We start from the raw sequence: 20644 nt of genomic DNA, 5'->3' as shown, positions 1-20644 counted from the left end.
TGTCGCGCGGGTCAGTTGCGGACCGGCTTGCCGGTCTGCAACATGCCCATGATCCGCTCCTGCGTCTTCTGCGTGCCGAGCAGCTCGACGAAGGCGCGGCGCTCCAGCGCGAGGAGCCATTCCTCGTCGACGAGACTGCCCGCCTCCACTTCCCCGCCGCACACCGCTTCCGCGATGCGGCTCGCGATCAGATAGTCGTGGTCGCTGATGAAGCGGCCGTCGCGCATGTTGACGAGCGACGCCTTGATCGTCGCGATCGCCGAGCGGCCCGCCACCGGCACCTGCTTCACGCGCAGCGGCGGCCGGTAGCCGGCATCGCTCAACGCGCGCGCTTCCTTCTTCGCGATGTCGAGCAGTTCGTGGACGTTGAAGACGATGGTGTCGGTGGACTTCAGGTAGCCCATCGCGCGGGCATCGAAGGCGGAGGACGAGACTTTCGCCATCGCCGCGTTCTCGAACGGCTTCTGCAGGAACTTGAGCAGGTCGCTGGTGGCATTGACGGCGGCCGCTGCCTCCGCCGCGCGCAACGCCGCTTCCTTCAGGCCGCCGCCCGCCGGCACCAGGCCGACGCCCACTTCAACCAGCCCGATATAGCTTTCGACGTGCGCCACGCGCTTCGCCGACTGCAACAGCAGCTCGCAGCCGCCGCCCAGCGCGAGACCGGACACGGCCGACACGACCGGCACGTTCGCGTACTTCACGCGCAGCATCCCTTGCTGGAACTTCGCGACGAATGGCTCGATGCCCTTGGCGCCGCCCATCATGAACGCGGGCATCGCCTCTTCGAGATTCGCGCCCGCCGAGAACGGGCCGCCCGGCGTGCCGAGTTGCAGCGAGGTCGGCTGCCAGATCACCACGCCGCGATACTCCTTCTCGGCGAGTTCGATGGCCTGCGTGAGGCCGTCGATCACACCCGGCCCGATCGTGTTCATCTTCGTCTTGAACGAGACGATCACGATGTCGCCCTGCTCGCTGTCGAGCCATGCGCGCACGCTCTCGGTCTCGAACAGCGTCTTGCCGGAGGTCTTCGAATCCGCGCCGGTCTCGCCGACCAGCGGCGCGCGGAACACCTGCTTGCCGTAGACCGGCAGCGTCGAGCGCGGCACGAAGCGGCGTTCAGCAGGCGACCACGATCCTTCGTCCGAATGCACGCCCTTTTCCGCGACGGGACCGTCGAGCACCCATGCCGGCAGCGGCGCGTTCGAGAGCGCCTTGCCCGCGTCGATGTCTTCCTGCACCCAGCGCGCGACCTGTTGCCAGCCCGCTGCCTGCCAGCTTTCGAACGGCCCCTGGTTCCAGCCGAAGCCCCAGCGGATGGCGAGATCGACGTCGCGCGCGTTGTCCGCGATCGATTCCAGATGCACCGCGATGTAGTGGAACACGTCGCGGAAGATCGCCCACAGGAATTGCGCCTGTTTGTTGTCGGTCTCGCGCAGCAGCTTGAAGCGCTCGGCGGGCGGACGCTTGAGAATGCGGCCGATCAGTTCGTCGGCCTTTGCGCCGCCCTCGACGTATTGCGCCGTCTTCGGATCGAGCACCTTGATCGACTTGCCTTCCTTGCGATAGAAACCCGCGCCCGTCTTCTGGCCCAGCGCGCCGTTCTTGACCAGCGCTTCCAGCACGGGCGGCGTCTTGTAGACGGAGAAGAACGGGTCGTCCGGCAGGTTGTCCTGCATCGTCTTGATGACGTGCGCCATGGTGTCGAGCCCGACGACATCCGCCGTGCGGAAGGTCGCCGACTTGGCGCGGCCCAGACGCGCGCCGGTGAGATCGTCGACTTCGTCGAAACGCAGGCCGAACTTCTCCGCTTCCGCGATTACCGCGAGAATCGAAAACACGCCGACGCGGTTCGCAATGAAATTGGGCGTGTCCTTCGCGCGGACCACGCCCTTGCCGATCACGCTCGTCAGGAAGGTTTCGAGCTGGTCGAGAATGACGGGTTGCGTCGCCGCGGTCGGGATCAGTTCGACCAGATGCATGTAGCGCGGCGGATTGAAGAAATGCACGCCGCAGAAGCGTGCCTTCAGCTCGTCCGAAAAGCCCTCCGACAGTGCCGTGATCGACAGGCCCGAGGTGTTGCTCGCGAAGATCGCGTGCGGCGCGATGTGCGGCGACACCTTCTTGTAGAGATCGTGCTTCCAGTCCATGCGCTCGGCAATCGCCTCGATCACGAGATCGCATTCGGCGAGCTTGGCGATGTCGTCGTCGTAATTCGCCGGCTCGATGTAGTGCGCGTCTTCCTTGATGCCGAACGGCGCCGGCGACAGCTTCTTCAGGTTCTCGATGGCCTTCAGTGCAATGCCGTTCTTCGGGCCTTCCTTCGCGGGAAGATCGAAGAGCAGGACGGGCACGCGCGCGTTGATCAGGTGCGCGGCAATCTGCGCGCCCATCACGCCCGCGCCGAGCACGGCGACTTTGCGAATGTTGAGGGTGCTCACGGGTAAGCCTCCGGGATTACGGGTTTGCTTCGAAATGAAAGGCGTGGCGCACGCCGCGTTCCATCATGGATCTCGCAGCGTGCGTGAGACTCGCTCAGAACAGCGCTTCGTCGTAGTCCATCATCGGCTTGGCGCCGGCGCGCGCGGCGCGGATGGTCGAAGCCGTTTCCGGCAGGAGCTTGGCGAAATAGAAGCGCGCAGTGGCGAGCTTGGCCTTGTAGAAGGCATCGCCTGATGCGGCGTTGTCCAGCGCGACGCGCGCCATGCGCGCCCAGAAGTACGAGAACACCAGATGGCCGACCGTGCGCAGATACGGCACCGCGGCCGCGCCCACTTCGTCGGGGTTCTGCATCGCCTTCATGCCGATTTCCATCGTCAGCTTCTGCACCTTCTCGCCGATATCCGCGAGCGGATTGATGAACTCCTGCATCTCCGGCTTCACGCCTTCCTGCTCGACGAAGTCCGCCACCAGCTTGCCGAAGCGCTTGAGCTTCGCGCCCATGTCGCCCAAGATCTTGCGCCCCAGCAGGTCCAGCGCCTGGATCGAATTCGTGCCCTCGTAGATCATGTTGATGCGCGCGTCTCGCACGTATTGCTCCATGCCCCACTCGGAAATGAAGCCGTGGCCGCCGTAGATCTGCATGCCCATGTTCGTGCCTTCGAAGGCGTTGTCGGTCAGGAAGGCCTTGATGACCGGCGTCAGCAGCGCGACGAAATCCGCGGCCTCGCGGCGCACGGCTTCGTCCGAATGGGAGAGCTCCTTGTCGATGTTCAGCGCCGCCCAGTAGCTGAACGCGCGGCCCGCTTCGGCATAGGCCTTTTGCGTGAGCAGCATGCGGCGCACGTCGGGATGCACGATGATCGGATCGGCGGGCTTGTCCGGCGCCTTCGGCCCGGTCAGCGAGCGCATCTGCAGACGCTCCCTCGCGTACACGAGCGAGTTCTGATACGCGACTTCGGTGAGACCGAGCCCCTGCATGCCGACACCCAGACGCGCGGCGTTCATCATCACGAACATCGCGTTCAAGCCTTTGTTTGCTTCTCCGACGAGCCAGCCCTGCGCGCCGTCGAGATTCATCACGCAGGTCGCGTTGCCGTGAATGCCCATCTTGTGCTCGATCGAGCCGCACTTGATGCCGTTGCGTGCGCCCGGCGCGCCGTGCGCATCCGGCACGAACTTCGGCACAATGAAGAGGGAGATGCCCTTGGTGCCCGCCGGCGCGCCCGGCAGACGCGCCAGCACCAGATGGACGATGTTCTCGGCCATGTCGTGCTCGCCGCTCGAAATGAAGATCTTCGTGCCGGTGAGGGCGTAGGAGCCGTCGGCGTTCGGCTCGGCCTTCGTGCGCAGAATGCCGAGGTCCGTTCCGCATTGCGGTTCGGTCAGGCACATCGTGCCGGTCCACACGCCCGAGACGAGCTTCGCCAGATACACCGATTTCTGCTCCGGCGTGCCGTGCGCGTGCAGGCATTCATACGCGCCGTGCGACAGGCCTGGGTACATCGTCCAGGCCTGATTCGCGGAGTTGAGCATCTCGTAGAGCGCGTTATTGACGAACGCGGGCAGGCCCTGGCCGCCGTACTCGGGATCGCAGCCCAGTGCCGGCCAGCCGGCCTCCACATACTGCCGGTAAGCTTCCTTGAAGCCGGACGGCGTCTTCACGACGCCGTCGCCCTCGTAGGTGCAGCCTTCGCGATCGCCGCTCTGGTTGAGCGGAAACACCACTTCCGAGCAGAACTTGCCGGCTTCCTCGAGCACCTGGTTGATGGTGTCGGCGTCGAGGTCCGCATGGCTGGGCATGCTTTTCAGTTCGGCTTCGACGTTCAGCACCTCGTGCAGGACGAATTGCATGTCGCGAAGGGGGGCGGCGTACTGTCCCATGAGTCTCTCCAGGTTTCCAGGCTTCTCGTTGCGCGCCGCCTGACCGCTCCAGCCTGTGACTTTTGGGCGGCGCCGCTAACGCGTGTCGGTATGTTGCGAAGTCAGATTGACCGTCCCATTCGCGACCGGCGACACGCCGGTTTCGACGGCCGTACGCGGCAACTGATACGAGACGATCGTCTTTTCCAGCGCGTCCCGCGTCAGTTGCACGGCTTCCGGAAGATGCAGGAAGCGCGCGTCGTGATGCAGGCCGAGCGTAAAGCTGTACAGCTCGAAAAGCATCAGCTGCGGATCAGTCTCCGCTTTCAGATGCCCCTCGTCCTTCGACTGGCGGATCGCGCGCAGCAACGCCTCGCGCCACATGCTCACGCTGTGCACCAGCTGCTCGCGCACCGCGCTTGCGGCGCGGTCGTCGTACTCGACCGCCCCGCTGATATAGATACAACCCGTGGTCACTTCCTGGATGCGCTTCTCCATCCAGCGATTCATCATCGCGCGCAAGCGCGGCAGGCCGCGTGCTTCGCGCAGGCTCGGAAAGAACACCTCGTCCTCGAAGCGCCGGTGGTACTCGCGCACCACCTCCACCTGCAAATCCTCGCGCGACCCGAAATGCGCAAACACACCGCTCTTGCTCATCTGCATCCGCTCGGCCAGAAGGCCGATGGTCAGCCCTTCCAGACCGTCCCGACTTGCCAAGTCCAGCGCTGCGTCGAGAATCGCGGCCCGCGTCTGTTCGCCTTTTCGCATGATGTCCCTACCGTTCTTATGTGACCCGTGAAATCGAACGGCCGTTCTATTATTATGGCCGGACCAAGGTGAAACAAGCAATTTTTTAGAAACGCGTATCTAAAAATAGTCGAACAATGTCTTTAGGATAAGTCTCAACATTGCCCGCGCACATTGTCGCGTTTTAGTTACGGACTGCCTGTAAGTGACTGCCCGACTTCCCAGTTCGTGGGAGCCACGTGCGCGTTTCTAAAATGGTTATTCTTGCGCAATCGTTGCGAAATGACAGATTAATCGTACTGCCCAATGGTGATGACCTTCATCATCAGACGATACGTGTTATACGCAAACCAATTAAGCACCCGCTCCGTAACGGGACGCGCCACATAATGCTTTTCATCGATGCGCCGGCCTTCATCGAAGGCTTTCAGAATGGCATCGTGCAATCCGGCAATTTCAGGATGATTGACGAGCACCATGTTGGCCTCGTTGTTGAGCACGAGCGAGAGCGCATCGAGATTGGATGAGCCGATGGTCGCCCAGTCCGCATCGACCACGGCCACCTTGCCATGGAGCATGGTCTTCTCGTATTCGGCGATCCGCACGCCGTGCTTCAGCAGATTGCCGTAGAGAAACGGCGTTGCGTAGTCCAGCGCGACGAATTCCTTGCGCCCGATCACCAGCGACACGCGCACGCCGCGCCTGGCCGCATACACGAGCGCGCGGCGCAGCCGGCGGCCCGGCATGAAATAAGGATTCGCAAGCAACACTTCGCGTTCGGCATGGGCGATGGCGCGCAGATAAGCCTTTTCGATGGCGCGCCGGTTCAGCAGGTTGTCGCGCGCGACGAACGCCACGCATGGCCGGTCCACCGCGTGGATTTCGCCGAGACGCGCCCGCCGGCGCGCCACCATCGCGCGCTTCGCGCTCCAGCGGGTCGGCTGCGCCTCGGGTTCGCAGCCCGGCGGCGTTTCCTTTTGCGGCGGCTTCACGCCGAGCCGGATACGCTGCCATTGCGTCTCGAAGGCCTCGCGCACGTCCTTCACCACCGGCCCTTGCGCTTCCATCGCGAAGTCCCAGCGCGGACGTTCCAGTTGCGTGCCGTTCTGGTCGTAATCGTCGACGATGTTGATGCCGCCGCAATACGCGTAGGTGTCGTCGATCAGCGCGAGCTTGCGATGGGTACGCGACCAGCCCTGCGGCCCGAACAGCAGATGCGGGTTGTAGATGCGATGCTCGACGCTCCGTTCCTGCCACAGCGTGAACATCGGCAGCTTGCTTCCGGTGCCGATGCCGTCCGTGATCACGCGCACCTTGACGCCGCGGTCCGCGGCGCGGATGAGCGCGTCGGACACGGCGCGGCCCATGTCGTCGTTGGCGAAGATGTAGGTTTCGAGCGAGACCGACTGGCGCGCCGCATCGATCCGTTCGATCAGCGCCGGAAAGAACTGCACGCCGCCCTTGAAGATGCGCACGTGGTTGCCGGCGGTGAAGCAGAAGCGCGGCGGACGACGGCCGGAGAACATGGCCTGGCGCAGCCGTTTGAAACTGCGCGTGGGACGCATGCCGATCATCGGTTATGCGCCGCGAGGCGTTCGGGCAATTGCAGGATCGCTTCCCGGTTCGACCACGAGAAGCAGGCGTCGGCGGCCTCGCGCAATGGCAGCCAGCGGTGCGCGGTGTGTTCGCGCGGGGCGAGGATCACTTCGAGACAATGCGGCACGAGCAGGCTGAACTGATGCTCGGTGTTGCGCACGACACCGTCCGCATAGCGATGCCGCCACTGCGGATAGATGTCGTACTGGATGCTGTGATGCCAGTCGAGCAGCGCCTGCTCCGGCACGAGACTTCCACCGATCACGATGCCCGTCTCTTCCGCCACTTCGCGCGCGGCGGTCTCCGCGATCGGTTCGTCGATGCGGTCCTTCGAGCCCGTCACCGATTGCCAGAAACCCTTGTGATCCGCGCGCTCGATGACGAGCACATCGAGCTCCGGTGTATGAATGACGACCAACACGGATTCGGGGATTTTGGGCGGCTTCTGCATGTCGGTGTGAACGCGTGTTGCTCTGTTTTGTCTTTGGCCCAAAGACTGTAACGCAAAAAGCGAAAAAGGCGCATTGAGCGCCTTTTTCATCACACCGACAAGCCGATGTGCTTAGTGCGTCTTCTGCTCCGGCTGACGCAGACGGATGTGCAACTCGCGCAGCTGGCGCTCGTCGACTTCGCTCGGCGCCTGCGTGAGCAGATCCTGCGCGCGCTGCGTCTTCGGGAAGGCGATGGTGTCGCGGATCGAATCGGCGCCGGACATCAGCGTGACCACACGATCCAGACCGAACGCGATACCGCCATGCGGCGGCGCGCCGTACTGCAGCGCGTCGAGCAGGAAGCCGAACTTCAGGCGCGCTTCTTCAGCGCTGATCTTCAGCGCGCGGAACACCTTGCTCTGCACGTCTTCCTGGAAGATCCGCACCGAACCGCCGCCGATTTCCCAGCCGTTCAGCACCATGTCGTAGGCCTTCGCAAGGCAGCGGCCCGGATCCGTTTCCAGATACTCGAGATGCTCGTCCTTCGGGCTCGTGAACGGGTGATGCGCGGCCACGTAGCGGTTCTCTTCCTCGTCGTATTCGAACATCGGGAAGTCGATGACCCACAGCGGCTTCCAGCCGGTTTCGAGCAGGCCCGTCGTGCGGCCGAATTCCGAATGACCGATCTTCAGGCGCAGCGCGCCGAGGCTGTCGTTCACGACCTTCGCGCGATCCGCCGCGAAGAAAATGATGTCGCCGTCCTGCGCGCCCGTGCGCTCCATGATGGCGGCCAGCGCCGCGTCATGCAGGTTCTTGACGATCGGGCTTTGCAGGCCGTCGCGGCCACGCGTCGTGTCGTTGACCTTGATCCACGCGAGACCCTTCGCGCCGTAGATGCGCACGAACTCCGTATAACCGTCGATATCGCCACGCGACAGCTCGCCGCCCTTCGGCACGCGCAGCGCCGCGACGCGGCCGTCCTTCGAGTTGGCCGGCATGCTGAACACCTTGAAATCCACGTCCTTCACGGCATCCGTGAGGTCCGCGAATTCGAGCTTCACACGCAGGTCGGGCTTGTCCGAGCCGAAGCGGCGCATCGCTTCCGAGTACAGCATGACCGGGAACTGCTCCGGCAGCGCGACGTCCATCGTCTCCTTGAAGACGTGGCGGATCATGTTCTCGAACAGATCGCGGATTTCCTGTTCCGAAAGGAACGACGTTTCGCAATCGATCTGCGTGAATTCCGGCTGACGGTCGGCGCGCAGGTCTTCGTCGCGGAAGCACTTGGTGATCTGGTAGTAACGGTCGAAGTTGGCGACCATCAGCAACTGCTTGAACAGCTGCGGCGACTGCGGCAGCGCGAAGAACTGGCCCGCGTTCACGCGCGACGGCACCAGGTAGTCGCGTGCGCCTTCCGGCGTGCTCTTGGTGAGCATCGGCGTTTCGATGTCGATGAAGCCTTGCTCGTCGAGATACTTGCGCACTTCCATCGCGACGCGATAGCGCAGGCGCAGGTTCTTCTGCATCTGCGGACGGCGCAGGTCGAGCACGCGATGCGTGAGGCGCGTGGTTTCCGACAAATTGTCGTCATCAAGCTGGAACGGCGGCGTCACCGACGCGTTCAGCACCGTCAGCTCATGACACAGCACTTCGATCTTGCCGCTCGTCAGGTTCGCGTTGACCGTGCCCTCGGGACGGTTGCGCACGACGCCCTTGACCTGCACGCAGAACTCGTTGCGCACGCCTTCGGCGACCTTGAACATGTCGGCGCGGTCCGGGTCGCAGACGACCTGGACGAGCCCTTCGCGATCGCGCAAGTCGATGAAGATAACGCCGCCGTGATCGCGACGGCGATGCACCCAGCCGCACAGCGAGACGGTTTGACCCAGACGGGCCTCGGTCACCAGACCGCAGTATTCAGATCGCATCGACATGATGTTGTGTCTTTCGTTGTTCGTTGATCAACGGCTCGCGCGTTCGGGTCTCGCTCTTTCGCTCGGCGGACTCACGGGGCGCGCGCGCCGGCATTACATCGGCGGCTCGGTGGGGCGGCGGGCTGGCGCTACCTGCGCCGACGCGCTCGGCGCGGGGGCCACCACGCCCATCGAGACGATGTACTTCAGTGCGGCGTCGACAGTCATGTCCAGTTCGACGACCTCGCTTTTCCGCATCATCAGGAAGAAGCCGGATGTCGGGTTCGGCGTGGTCGGGACATAGACGCTCACGTGTTCTTCATCGAGATGATTCAGCACGTCGCCGCCCGGAATCCCGGTAAGAAAACCGATGGTGTACGAGCCCTTGCGCGGATACTCGATCAGCAGCGCCTTGCGGAACGCATTGCCGCTCGACGACAGCAGCGTGTCCGACACCTGCTTCACGCTGGTGTACAGCGGGCCGACCACGGGAATGTGCCGCAGGACCGCGTCCCACCATCCGACGAGCTTCTGCCCGACGAAGTTCTGCGTCAGCAGCCCGACGATGAAGATGAAGGCCAGCGTCAGCACCGCGCCCACGCCCGGCAGATGGAACCCGACGATGCGCTCCGGCTGCCAGGCCTGCGGCAGCAGCAACAGCGTCTGGTCCATGGTGCCGATGACGAGGCCCAGCACCCAGAGCGTAATGGCGAGCGGGACCAGCACCAGGAGGCCGGTGAGGAACACGGATTTCAGCGTAGTCTTTTTCGTCGTCATTTACACGGGGCGAAGGCTGCGCCGGCTCTCGAAAACAGGGGAGATTCGGCTTGGCGGGCGAGCCGCGCCCGATGGAGCGCGCTCGGCGAGGTCACTGCAAGGCCCATCAGGTTCGGGCCGTTCGGGCCGCTCGGGCGGTGCAGACGGCGTTCTCAGGTAGCGTTATCAGGTAGCGTTATCAGGTAGCGTTCTCAGGCGGCGCTGCCCGAAGAAGCGGACGTGCCCGCCGCAGGCTTGGCCGCTTCCGATGCCGGAGCGGCGCTCGCCGGAGCCGTCGTGCCGCCGCCGGATACCGTGCCGCCTTCCGCTTTCGACGCCGCAGCATCCGATCCGTTCGCACCCGCAGCGTTCGATTCAGCGTTGCCGGCCTTGCCGTTATTGCCATTGCCGTTGCTGTTTCCGCCGCGGAAATCGGTGACGTACCAGCCCGAGCCCTTCAGCTGGAAACCGGCGGCAGTCACTTGCTTCGAAAACGATTCCTTTCCGCACGCGGGACATTGCGTGAGCGGCGGATCGCTCAGTTTGCGCAACACATCTTTTTCGTGGCCGCAGTCTGCGCAGCGGTAGGCGTAAATCGGCATGGCACTGTTCCTACAATGATCTTTCGACGCTTGCAAAGCCTTGAATTATAGCCGCAAACCAATATTGCCCCGCGATTTTCAGGAACCCGGGACGCGACGTGAACTGGCTTATAGGTCTGGGCCGTTACGGTGAATTCAAGGGGCGAGGATCAGGAACGCCGCCAGGTCATCCAGCGTTCGCGGCCCGCGAATACGGGAATCGAGTCGCTGACCTCGCGCTCCTCGATCAGCTCGAAGTGCGGCGAGAGCAGCGCATCCAGATCGCCGCGCTCGATGCCGAACGGCGGCCCTTTCGGCGTCGCGCCAATGAAGAAGAAGCCGGCGAGCAGCGCACCGGGCGTCAGCAGCGTTGCCATCCGTTCGGCGTAATCCCGCCAGCGATCGCGCGGCAAGGCACAGAGAAAGGCGCGCTCGTACATCCAGTCGATGGCAAATGGCGGCTGATACGCGAAGAAGTCCGCCTGTTCCACCACCGCCGCGTGCGCGCCAAGTTGCTTGCGCGCGGCGTCGACCGCGCCCGGTGCGAAATCGATCGCCCGGACCGGCCAGCCGCGTTCCGCGAGGTACAGCACTTCATACGCGCTGCCGCAGCCCGGAATCAGCACGTTCTGCGCATCGCGCGCCGCGACGAAAGTCTTGAACGCCTCAGGGACGCCGGACTGGTCCCACGGCATGAAGCGCTCGGCGAAACGCTCGTCCCAGAAACCGGGCGAATTCGGATCGCGGTTGTCGAAGTCCGGGACGGCGGGCTGGGTCGGATCGCTCATGATGGGGGCTCGCTGAAAAGGGTGCGCCGGAGAATCGATCAGGGATGGCCGAGCCACAACATTTGCGCGATCACGATGCCCGCACCCGCAATCGCGATCAGTCCAACGCCCAGAAGCGTCATCAGCAGACGATTGGTGCGCTTCTGCTCGGCCAGCAGCTGGCGCATCGTTTCTTCATTGCCGCCCTTGGGCGCGTCGTGATGTTCCGCCAGCAGATGATGGATCAGGCGGGGCAGTTGCGGAATCGTCTTGCTCCACTGCGGCGCCTCCATCTGCAGGCGCTCGTACCAGCCGCGCCAGCCGATCTGCTCGTTCATCCAGCGTTCCAGATACGGCTTGGCGGTTTTCCACAGGTCGAGTTCCGGGTCGAGCGAACGCCCGAGCCCTTCGACATTCAGCATCGTCTTTTGCAGCAGCACGAGCTGCGGCTGGATTTCGACGTTGAAGCGGCGCGAGGTGGAGAACAGCCGCATCAGCACCTGGCCGAGCGAGATGTCCTTCAGCGCGCGATCGAAATACGGTTCGCAGACGGCGCGGATCGCGCTCTCCAGCTCCTCGACGCGCGTGCTCGGCGGCACCCACCCGGACTCGAGGTGCAGCGTGGCGACGCGGTGGTAATCGCGCTTGAAGAACGCGAGGAAGTTCTGCGCGAGGTAATTCTTGTCGAAGTCCGACAGCGCCCCGACGATGCCAAAATCCAGCGCGATATAGCGGCCGAACGTTGCCGGATCGAGGCTCACCTGGATGTTGCCCGGATGCATGTCGGCGTGAAAAAAGCCGTCACGGAACACCTGCGTGAAAAAGATCTCGACGCCTTCGCGCGCCAGCTTCGGAATGTCCACGCCCGCCGCGCGCAGCGTCTCGACCTGGCTGATCGGCACGCCGACCATGCGCTCCATGACCAGCACGGTCGGCGCGGACAGGTCCCAGTACATTTCCGGCACCAGCAGCAGATCGAGGCCCTGGAAATTGCGGCGCAACTGGCTGCCGTTGGCGGCCTCGCGCATCAGGTCGAGCTCGTCGTGCAGGTATTTGTCGAACTCGGCCACCACCTCGCGCGGCTTCAGGCGCCGGCCGTCCGGCCACAGCCGTTCGGCCCAGATCGCGACGTCACGCAGCAACGCGAGGTCCGAATCGATCACCGGCAACATGCCCGGGCGCAGCACCTTCACCGCCACCGCCTTGCCCGCGTGCTCGCCATTTTTGATCTTGGCAAAATGAACCTGCGCAATCGACGCGCTCGCCACCGGCACGCGCTCGAAATCGTCGAACAACGCGTCGATGGGCGCGCCGAGCGATTTCTCGATGATCGCCACCGCGAGCGCCGAATCGAACGGCGGCACCTGATCCTGGAGCTTGGCGAGTTCGTCGGCAACATCGACGGGCAGCAGATCGCGGCGCGTCGAGAGCACCTGGCCGAACTTCACGAAAATCGGCCCGAGACTTTCCAGCGCGAGACGCAGGCGGATGCCGCGTTCGATATCGAAACGGCGGCCGAACGTCGTGATGCGCATCAGGTAGCGCACGCGACGATCGTTGATGCCACTCATGACGAGCTCGTCGAGCCCGAAGCGGACGATCGTGAAAAATATCTTGAGAAAACGCAGAAAACGCATGGTTCGGATTCGCTTCAGCTCGTTATTCGTGCGAGTCGCGCACTGACTCGCCGCCGGGTCGCGCTGAAGCGCCGCTTGCCGGATGCTTGGGTTCGCCTGCGTTCACGCCGGCACGTTCGATTCTTTCGATGCGCTTCTCCACACGCGCCAGCGCATCGCGCGCTTTCGACAACTCGGCGTCGAAGGCCGCGAGCGCGCTGCGACGCACGAGCTGCGGACGTTCGTCGAGGAAAAATTCGCTGAAGGTGTCCAGCAGGTTGCGCCCGGTGCGCTGCGCCTGCTCCTGCACCGACCGCGCGACGATGCCCAGCCGATGCGCGGGCGCGTCGCCGATCACGCGCGCCAGGTCTTCCTCCGGATCCCAGCGCAGATGTTCGGCAAGTTTCGCCAGCGTGGTGGCGAATTCGGCGTCGCCCTCGATCCGCACATGCTTCATCACGGCCGCCTGGCCGCCCTGCACGAAGGCCGGCAGCGCGTCGAGCGGCACGGCGATGGTGACGTCGAACTGGGCGGCTTCGGCTTCGGTGGTCGCGGCGAAGAGGCCGTCCGGTTGCACCAAGAGGGCGATGGAAACCGGCGCGCACGACAGTTTCACGCGTTTGGCGGCATAGGGTTTCAGGCGCTCGAGCGCCCACGGCTCGCGCACGAGCAGATGATTCACGGCGGCCGCGAATGCGCCGGAGGCGGTCTTCAAGGCAGGGTTTGCTGCGGGACGGGCGAATTCGTCTGCGTTCGTCATCGGCTGTGAGATGAAAAAACCCGCGCGAGACGCTTCTCGCGCGGGTTCATATTCTACCGCCGCCACCGGCGATCACACTGACGCTTGCCGGTTTCCGGCGGGTGCGCCGGCGCCGCGACGCGCTGGACGCGTCCGGCGCGCGGTGGCGCTCAGCTGACCTGCTGGATGCCGGCCAGCAGCCAGCCTTCGTTGCCGGACTTCTGCTTGGACAGGTTCCACACCTCGACAAATGGCTCGGCCGCCGATCCTTCCGACTCGCGAATCAGACCATGGAAGCGCACGCTCGCCAGATATTCCTGCGGGCGGTCTTCCACGCCGAGGACGTCGGCGTTGAGCTGCACGACATCGGTACGATTCGGCGCACTGCCGCGCGCTTCGACGTCGAGCTTCACTTCCGCGAACATTTCGGGCGTGGTGAATTCGCGGATGTCGTTCGTGTTGCCACGATCCCAGGCGTCCTGCAGGCGCACGAAGTAGACCTTTGCGTTACGCACGAACGCTTCGGTATCGAAGCCCGCCGGCACGTTCGGATTGACCGCTTGCTGCTGCGGCGCCGATTCGATGTACGTCGCGCCGTAACCGCGCGATTGCTGCGGCACTTGCGCCGGCGCCGGGTCCAGACCCGTGCGCGCGCTTGCGCCGTACGGCGAACCCGAGGACGAGCCTGCACCGGCGTAAGCCGGCGTGTTGCCGCCCTGGGCGCCCTGACGCTTGCGCATGATGAAGCGGAACAGCATGACCGCGGCCAGCACGATGAGCGCGATGATGATCATGTTCGCCATGGCGCCGGCGAAGGCTTCGCCCAGGCCGAAATGCGACAGGAGCGCCGCGATGCCGAGACCCGCCGCCAGACCGGCGATGGGTCCGAGCCAGCGGTTGCGCGCCGGTTGCGCGGCGGCGGCCGGCGTGGCGGGCGCGGGTTGCGCCCGTTGTGCCTGCGCGGCCTGGCCCTGCTGCATGGATTGCGACGGCGGCGTCGCCTGATGTTGCTGCGTGGCGGTGGCCGACTGACGGCCCATGCTGCGGCCGCCGCCCATGCGCTTGGCGTCCGCCGTTTCCGCGAAGAGTGCGCCGGCCGCAATAACGCCAGCGAGCGCCAGTATTCCGGCCTTCCTGAAGAAGACGTTCAGGAAACCCCGGGGTTGGGGTATGCGCGAATCGGACATTTCGAATCCTTTGAAGAGTGGAACACTAAAATTTGGTCCCGACGTGTAACGCTACCACGCCACCTGACAAATTGTAATATTCGACTCGATCCAGGCCCGCTTGTTCCATCATTGTTTTCAAAGTTTCCTGGTCGGGATGCATCCGGATGGACTCTGCCAGGTACCGATAGCTCTCCGCGTCCTTGGCGACTTTCTCGCCCAGCCACGGCAAAATCTTGAAACTGTATAGATCGTACGGCTTTTTGAGCGGATCCCACACCTTCGAGAATTCCAGCACCAGCAAGCGCCCGCCCGGCTTCAGCACGCGCGTCATCTCGGCGAGCGCGCGGTCCTTGTGGGTCATGTTACGAAGACCGAAGGCAACCGTAATGATGTTGAAATAATTGTCCGGGAACGGAATCTTCTCGGCATCGCACAACAGCGTCGGCGTCATGACGCCCTTGTCCACCAGGCGATCCCGGCCCACACGCAGCATCGATTCGTTGATGTCGGTGTGCCAGACTTCACCTGTTTCGCCGGCTTGTCGGGCAAACGCCATTGCCAGGTCGCCGGTCCCGCCCGCGATGTCCAGCACCTTGTAGCCCGGCCGCACCTTCGCCTGCCCGATCGTGAAATGCTTCCAGATCCGATGCAGTCCGCCGGACATCAGGTCGTTCATCAAGTCGTAGTTGCTCGCGACAGAGTGAAACACGCCCGCCACTTTCTTCGCCTTGTCCTGCTCGTCGACCGTTTCGTATCCGAAGTGGGTCTTGCTCATCGCGCTCTTTCCTCACCTGTTGTTCTTTCCAAGCCGCGCAATTGCCGCGCCGGGTGCGCGGCGATATGCCGCAGCTGCATATCGACTGATTTCAGTGGCAATGGCCGCCACCGGAGATCTTGACGGCCATCGGCGTGTCGCGGTCGACGCCCGCCGCCTCCAGTCTCGCCAGATAGTCGCGCCAGTGTTCGTCCTGGCGCGTCGCGAGATCATGAAGGATGTCCCAGGAGTAGATACCCGTGTTGTGGCCGTCTGAAAAATTGAGTTGCAGCGCGTAGTGCCCAACCGGATCGATGCCGATGATCGTCACCTCGCGCTTGCCAGTCTGCAGCGTTTCCTGTCCCGGCCCGTGGCCCTGCACTTCCGCCGATGGCGAATACACGCGCAGCAGCTCGAACGGCACACGATACGACGCGTCGCCGTATTGCAGTTCCAGCACGTGTGATTTCGAATGCACGACGACGCCGGTGGGAATCGGCGTCGTTGAAGTGAGTCCGCTCATGATCTCGTCTTATGGATGACCAAACTGCTGGTTCAGTTCGTTGCGTACCTGCTCGCGCAGGAGCGTTGCCTGGGCGCGCCGCTTCGACAGCTGCGATTCGGACACGGTGCGCTGGCGCGGCGCCCAGATCGGCAGCGGAAAGCGGGAGTCGTTGGAGAAGCGCGGGATGACGTGCCAGTGAACATGCGGCACCTGGTTGCCGAGGCTCGCGAGATTGATCTTCTCGGGCACCAGCACGCGGCGCATCACGCGCTCGACGCCATTCACGGCGGCCATCACGCGCACGCGATCCGGGTCCGGCAAATCCGACATCTCGGCGACATGCGCCCCCCAGATCACGCGGCACAGGCCGGGCCAGTCGGGCTCATCGGCAAGGACGACGCGCAACGCGCCGTCCTGCCACAGTACTTCGCCGCCGTCTTCACGGCAAAACACACAGTCCATCTCGAACCTCTGGCGAATCGTCCTCGATGTCGCTATTACACCAGCACGCGCTCGATACCGCCATTGTTCGCGCGTTCGACGTACTGTTCCATCCAGTTCTCGCCGAGCACCTTGCGCGCGATTTCCACGACGATATAGTCCGCCTCGACGTTGGCGTCCTCGTTGTAGCGCGACAAGCCTTGCAGGCACGACGGGCAGCTCGTCAGGATCTTGACGTCCTGCGGCACGGCGCCGTTGACCGGCTGCGGGCCGTCGCCGGCCTTGAGCACGGAGCCGGGCTGCGCGCCCGCTGCACCCGCCGACGCATTCGCGATGTTGATCGCGTTCGCGCCCGCTTCCGCGACGAGCGGAATGCCGCGCAGCTTGGCCGCGCCCTTGCGGATCTCTTCTTCCTTGCGGAAGCGCACCTGCGTGGAGACGTCCGGCCGCGTCACCGCGAGCGTGCCCGACTCGCCGCAGCAGCGGTCATTCTTCTCGATCTTGTAGCCGTCCTTCTCCGAACCCATCAGCTGGTTGACCAGCTTGACCGGATCCATGGTCTTGATCGGCGAGTGACACGGGTCGTGATACATGTAGCGCGTGCCGCTCACGCCGTCGAGCTTGATGTTCTTCTCGAGCAGGAACTCGTGAATGTCGATGATCCGGCAGCCCGGGAAGATCTTCTCGAATTCATAGCCCGCGAGCTGGTCGTAGCAGGTGCCGCACGATACCACCACGGTCTTGATGTCGAGATAGTTCAGCGTATTCGCGACGCGGTGGAACAGGACGCGATTGTCGGTGACGATCTTCTCGGCCTTGTCGAACTGGCCGGAACCGCGTTGCGGATAGCCGCAGCACAGATAGCCCGGCGGCAGCACGGTCTGTACGCCCGCTTCCCACAGCATGGCCTGCGTGGCGAGGCCGACCTGCGAGAACAGCCGCTCCGAGCCGCAGCCCGGGAAGTAGAACACCGCTTCGGAATCGACCGTGGTTGTCTGCGGATTGCGGATGATCGGGACGATCTTGTTGTCCTCAATATCCAGCAGCGCGCGCGCCGTTTTTTTCGGCAGATTGCCCGGCATCTTCTTGTTGACGAAGTGGATCACCTGCGTGACGACCGGCGGCTTGCCGACGGTTGCGGGCGGCTTCGCCGTCTGCTTCCGGACGAACTTCTTCAGCACGTCGTTGCCGAGGCGCTGCGCCTTGTAGCCGACGCCCATCATCGCGGTGCGCGCGAGATTGATGGTCTGCGGATTGGTCGCGTTCAGGAAGAACATGCCCGCCGCATTGCCCGCGTTGAACTTCTTCTTGCCCATCTTGCGCAGCAGGTTGCGCATGTTCATCGTGACGTCGCCGAAGTCGATCTTCACTGGGCACGGCGTCACGCACTTGTGACAGACGGTGCAGTGGTCGGCGACGTCGTTGAACTCGTCCCAGTGCTTGATCGACACGCCGCGACGTGTCTGCTCTTCGTACAGGAACGCCTCGACCAGCAGCGACGTGGCGAGAATCTTGTTGCGCGGGCTGTAGAGCAGGTTCGCGCGCGGCACGTGGGTCGCGCAGACCGGCTTGCACTTGCCGCAGCGCAGGCAGTCCTTGATGGACTCGGAAATCGCGCCGATATCCGACTGCTGCATGATGAGCGACTCGTAGCCCATCAGCCCGAAGGACGGCGTATAGGCGTTGCGCAAATCGGCGCCGTCGAACAGCTTGCCCTTGTTGAAGCGGCCGTGCGGATCGACGCGCTGCTTGTAGGCGCGGAAATCGCCGATTTCCTCTTCCGTCAGAAACTCCAGCTTCGTAATGCCGATGCCGTGCTCGCCCGAGATCACGCCGTCGAGCGAACGCGCCAGCTTCATGATGCGCGCCACCGCGTGATGCGCGTCCTGCAGCATCGCGTAGTTGTCGGAGTTGACGGGGATGTTGGTGTGCACGTTGCCGTCGCCGGCATGCATGTGCAGCGCGACGAACACACGGCCGCGCAGCACTTGCTTGTGGATGGCTTGCGCTTCGTCGAGGATCGGCTTGAATTCGCCGCCGTTGAAGATCTGGCGCAACTCGGCGCGGATCTCCTGCTTCCACGAGATGCGCACCGTGCGGTCCTGCGCGACGTGAAACACGTTGGCATCCGGTTGCACGTCGACGCGGTCCGCGAACTTCTCCGCGAGCGCTTCGTAGCCAAGCTGAAGCAACTGGTGCTGGGCCTCGCGCAGCGGCATGTCGAGGTGCTCGCCGACGAAAGTCCAGCGCTCGCGCACGCGCTTCAGCAGATCCAGCGCCTGTTGCACGCGGTCTTCGAGCAGCTCGGCGCTGGGGATTTCATTGGCGTCGTCGGTCTTGCCGAGCGGCAGCTTGCCGGTGCGGAAGAACGCTTCGAGCGCATTGACGAGTTCCAGCTTGTTCTTGATCGACAGCTCGATATTGATGCGCTCGATGCCGTCCGTGTATTCGCCCATGCGATTGAGCGGAATCACGACGTCTTCGTTGATCTTGAACGCGTTCGTATGCTTGGCGATGGCGGCCGTGCGCGAGCGGTCGAGCCAGAAGCGCTTGCGCGCCTCGGCGTTGACCGCGACGAAGCCTTCGCCGCTCTTGCCGTTCGCCATGCGCACGACTTCGGACGTGGCGGCGGCAACGGCATCGGCGTCGTCGCCGACGATGTCGCCGATCAGCACCATCTTCGGGAACGCGTTGCGCTTGCTCTTGGTGGCATAGCCGACCGCGCGCAGGTAGCGTTCGTCCAGGTGCTCGAGGCCGGCGAGGATCGCGCCGCCCTGCTTCGACGTTTCGAACAGATAGTCCTTGATCTCGACGATGCTCGGAATCGCATCGCGCGCCTGGCCGAAGAATTCGAGGCAGACGGTGCGCGTGTGCGCGGGCATCTTGTGCAGGATCCAGCGCGCCGACGTGATGAGGCCGTCGCAGCCTTCCTTCTGCACGCCGGGCAGGCCGGCGAGGAATTTGTCGGTGACGTCCTTGCCGAGTCCTTCCTTGCGGAACGTGCTGCCGGCAATGTCGAGATTCTCGGTGCGGATCAGCTTCTCGCCCGGCGCACGATTGCCGTCGAACCAGTCGAGCCGGAAACGCGCCACTTCGATGTCGTGGATCTTGCCGCAGTTGTGATCCAGGCGCGTGACTTCGAGCCAGTTGCCTTCCGGATCGACCATGCGCCACCACGCGAGATTGTCCAGCGCCGTGCCCCACAGCACCGCCTTCTTGCCGCCCGCGTTCATCGCCACATTGCCGCCGACGCAGGACGCGTCCAGCGAAGTGGGATCGACTGCGAACACGAAGCCCGCCTGTTCCGCCGCTTCGGTCACGCGCCGCGTGACGACGCCCGCGCCCGAGAAAATGGTCGCGACCTTGTGCTCGACGCCCGGCAGGCTGGTCATCTCGACCGGCCCCAGCTGTTCGAGCTTTTCCGTGTTGATGACGGCCGAGAACGGCGTCAGCGGAATCGCGCCGCCGGTGTAGCCGGTGCCGCCGCCGCGCGGAATCACCGTGAGCCCGAGTTCGAAGCACGCCTTGATGAGACCGGCGATCTCGGCTTCGGTGTCCGGCGTGAGCACGACGAACGGATACTCGACGCGCCAGTCGGTGGCGTCGGTGACGTGCGCGACGCGCGACAGGCCGTCGAACTTGATGTTGTCCTTCTGCGTCTGCCGGCCGAGCACGCGCGACGCGCGGCGGCGCAGGTCGGCCATGCGGGCGAATTCGGCGGCGAAGTCGTCGACGGCGCGGCGCGCTGCGGCCACCAGCAACTGCACGCGCCCGGCGCGTTCCTGGCTGCCGGCTTCGTCATGGTGAGCGGACAGGTCCGCGCTGCGGCGCTTCTCGATTTCGGCGAGACGGTGATTCAGCGCGTCGACCAGCATGCCGCGGCGCTTCGGGTTGTCGAGCAGGTCGTCCTGGAGATACGGATTGCGGCGCACGACCCAGATGTCGCCGAGCACTTCGTACAGCATGCGCGCCGAGCGGCCGGTGCGGCGCTCGTTGCGGAGTTCGTCGAGGACGGCCCAGGCTTCGTCGCCGAGGAGCCGCATCACGATTTCACGATCGGAAAACGACGTGTAGTTATAGGGAATTTCGCGCAGACGGGGTTCAATATCGAGCGCCAAGGCGGCATGGGCGCCGTTCGGATCGAAGGCTTGAGGTGCGTTCATGTTCGACGGTTCGGTGTGCCGGCGGGCGCTCTGCTAAGCGAAACGCCGGCGATGCGCGTGGGGGCGCAAATTTTCGAGTGAGACTTATCTTGGCGAAGGCCGCCGGAACCGCCCTGCGCAACGTGCTGCGAGGCGGACGTCATCAAGACGCCTTCGGTGTGCCCGGG

The 20644-nt window shown here is 63.9% G+C and carries 16 protein-coding genes; all 16 read right to left on the bottom strand.

Features of this window, described 5'->3' with window-relative positions:
• Positions 1-11: 11 nt before the first annotated feature.
• Positions 12-2438, bottom strand: coding sequence for a 3-hydroxyacyl-CoA dehydrogenase/enoyl-CoA hydratase family protein (locus tag QCE64_RS01430; RefSeq protein WP_310002481.1), 2427 nt, complete (start codon positions 2436-2438; stop codon positions 12-14).
• A 94-nt stretch (positions 2439-2532) separates the two neighbouring features.
• A complete protein-coding gene (locus QCE64_RS01425; protein WP_310002480.1) occupies positions 2533-4320 on the bottom strand; it encodes an acyl-CoA dehydrogenase C-terminal domain-containing protein in 1788 nt (595 codons plus the stop codon).
• Positions 4321-4395: 75 nt separating this feature from the next.
• Positions 4396-5067: a TetR/AcrR family transcriptional regulator gene (locus QCE64_RS01420; RefSeq protein ID WP_309913656.1), complete on the bottom strand. Its 672-nt coding sequence runs from the start codon at positions 5065-5067 to the stop codon at positions 4396-4398.
• A 269-nt stretch (positions 5068-5336) separates the two neighbouring features.
• Complete coding sequence (locus tag QCE64_RS01415) at positions 5337-6572, bottom strand: phospholipase D-like domain-containing protein (RefSeq protein WP_310004109.1); 1236 nt, start codon at positions 6570-6572, stop codon at positions 5337-5339.
• 44 nt (positions 6573-6616) lie between these two features.
• On the bottom strand, positions 6617-7093 hold the full coding sequence (gene nudB, locus QCE64_RS01410; RefSeq protein ID WP_309913654.1) for a dihydroneopterin triphosphate diphosphatase: 477 nt from the start codon (positions 7091-7093) through the stop codon (positions 6617-6619).
• 111 nt (positions 7094-7204) lie between these two features.
• Positions 7205-9007, bottom strand: a complete 1803-nt coding sequence (gene aspS, locus QCE64_RS01405) for an aspartate--tRNA ligase (protein ID WP_309913649.1) — start codon at positions 9005-9007, stop codon at positions 7205-7207.
• Positions 9008-9100: 93 nt separating this feature from the next.
• Positions 9101-9763: a DUF502 domain-containing protein gene (locus tag QCE64_RS01400; protein ID WP_310002479.1), complete on the bottom strand. Its 663-nt coding sequence runs from the start codon at positions 9761-9763 to the stop codon at positions 9101-9103.
• Between the two features lie 191 nt (positions 9764-9954).
• Entirely contained in the window at positions 9955-10344 is a 390-nt protein-coding gene (locus QCE64_RS01395; RefSeq protein WP_309919542.1) for a zinc ribbon domain-containing protein, read from the bottom strand.
• 149 nt (positions 10345-10493) lie between these two features.
• Positions 10494-11111, bottom strand: a complete 618-nt coding sequence (locus QCE64_RS01390; protein ID WP_309929070.1) for a methyltransferase domain-containing protein — start codon at positions 11109-11111, stop codon at positions 10494-10496.
• A gap of 38 nt (positions 11112-11149) precedes the next feature.
• Positions 11150-12727, bottom strand: coding sequence for a ubiquinone biosynthesis regulatory protein kinase UbiB (ubiB, locus tag QCE64_RS01385; RefSeq protein ID WP_309913640.1), 1578 nt, complete (start codon positions 12725-12727; stop codon positions 11150-11152).
• 22 nt (positions 12728-12749) lie between these two features.
• Complete coding sequence (locus QCE64_RS01380; RefSeq protein WP_404987148.1) at positions 12750-13466, bottom strand: SCP2 domain-containing protein; 717 nt, start codon at positions 13464-13466, stop codon at positions 12750-12752.
• 149 nt (positions 13467-13615) lie between these two features.
• The gene (locus QCE64_RS01375; protein WP_310002478.1) at positions 13616-14632 is read right to left on the bottom strand and encodes a Tim44-like domain-containing protein; all 1017 of its coding nucleotides are present in this window, start codon (positions 14630-14632) and stop codon (positions 13616-13618) included.
• Between the two features lie 25 nt (positions 14633-14657).
• The gene (ubiE, locus tag QCE64_RS01370; protein ID WP_309913633.1) at positions 14658-15389 is read right to left on the bottom strand and encodes a bifunctional demethylmenaquinone methyltransferase/2-methoxy-6-polyprenyl-1,4-benzoquinol methylase UbiE; all 732 of its coding nucleotides are present in this window, start codon (positions 15387-15389) and stop codon (positions 14658-14660) included.
• Positions 15390-15480: 91 nt separating this feature from the next.
• Positions 15481-15891, bottom strand: coding sequence for a DUF971 domain-containing protein (locus QCE64_RS01365; protein WP_309929062.1), 411 nt, complete (start codon positions 15889-15891; stop codon positions 15481-15483).
• 9 nt (positions 15892-15900) lie between these two features.
• Positions 15901-16335 (bottom strand): HIT family protein, encoded by a 435-nt coding sequence (locus tag QCE64_RS01360; protein ID WP_309807165.1) that lies wholly within the window; start codon positions 16333-16335, stop codon positions 15901-15903.
• 35 nt (positions 16336-16370) lie between these two features.
• A complete protein-coding gene (locus QCE64_RS01355; protein ID WP_310002477.1) occupies positions 16371-20477 on the bottom strand; it encodes an FAD/FMN-binding oxidoreductase in 4107 nt (1368 codons plus the stop codon).
• Between the last annotated feature and the right edge of the window lie 167 nt (positions 20478-20644).

The sequence above is a fragment of the Caballeronia sp. LZ043 genome (genome assembly GCF_031451075.1).
Lineage (GTDB): Bacteria > Pseudomonadota > Gammaproteobacteria > Burkholderiales > Burkholderiaceae > Caballeronia.
Note: the sequence above shows the minus strand (reverse complement) of the source record. Positions and strands in the feature narration are given on the sequence as shown.

Bases quoted from the DNA above. Each gene is read 5' to 3' on its own strand.
- QCE64_RS01390 (WP_309929070.1), bottom strand. From the start codon at position 11,111: ATGAGCGATCCGACCCAGCCCGCCGTCCCGGACTTCGACAACCGCGAT.
- ubiB (WP_309913640.1), bottom strand. From the start codon at position 12,727: ATGCGTTTTCTGCGTTTTCTCAAGATATTTTTCACGATCGTCCGCTTC.
- QCE64_RS01420 (WP_309913656.1), bottom strand. From the start codon at position 5,067: ATGCGAAAAGGCGAACAGACGCGGGCCGCGATTCTCGACGCAGCGCTG.
- QCE64_RS01425 (WP_310002480.1), bottom strand. From the start codon at position 4,320: ATGGGACAGTACGCCGCCCCCCTTCGCGACATGCAATTCGTCCTGCAC.
- aspS (WP_309913649.1), bottom strand. From the start codon at position 9,007: ATGTCGATGCGATCTGAATACTGCGGTCTGGTGACCGAGGCCCGTCTG.
- QCE64_RS01395 (WP_309919542.1), bottom strand. From the start codon at position 10,344: ATGCCGATTTACGCCTACCGCTGCGCAGACTGCGGCCACGAAAAAGAT.
- QCE64_RS01415 (WP_310004109.1), bottom strand. From the start codon at position 6,572: ATGTTCTCCGGCCGTCGTCCGCCGCGCTTCTGCTTCACCGCCGGCAAC.
- QCE64_RS01400 (WP_310002479.1), bottom strand. From the start codon at position 9,763: ATGACGACGAAAAAGACTACGCTGAAATCCGTGTTCCTCACCGGCCTC.
- QCE64_RS01355 (WP_310002477.1), bottom strand. From the start codon at position 20,477: ATGAACGCACCTCAAGCCTTCGATCCGAACGGCGCCCATGCCGCCTTG.
- QCE64_RS01375 (WP_310002478.1), bottom strand. From the start codon at position 14,632: ATGTCCGATTCGCGCATACCCCAACCCCGGGGTTTCCTGAACGTCTTC.
- QCE64_RS01365 (WP_309929062.1), bottom strand. From the start codon at position 15,891: ATGAGCGGACTCACTTCAACGACGCCGATTCCCACCGGCGTCGTCGTG.
- nudB (WP_309913654.1), bottom strand. From the start codon at position 7,093: ATGCAGAAGCCGCCCAAAATCCCCGAATCCGTGTTGGTCGTCATTCAT.
- ubiE (WP_309913633.1), bottom strand. From the start codon at position 15,389: ATGAGCAAGACCCACTTCGGATACGAAACGGTCGACGAGCAGGACAAG.
- QCE64_RS01380 (WP_404987148.1), bottom strand. From the start codon at position 13,466: ATGACGAACGCAGACGAATTCGCCCGTCCCGCAGCAAACCCTGCCTTG.
- QCE64_RS01360 (WP_309807165.1), bottom strand. From the start codon at position 16,335: ATGGACTGTGTGTTTTGCCGTGAAGACGGCGGCGAAGTACTGTGGCAG.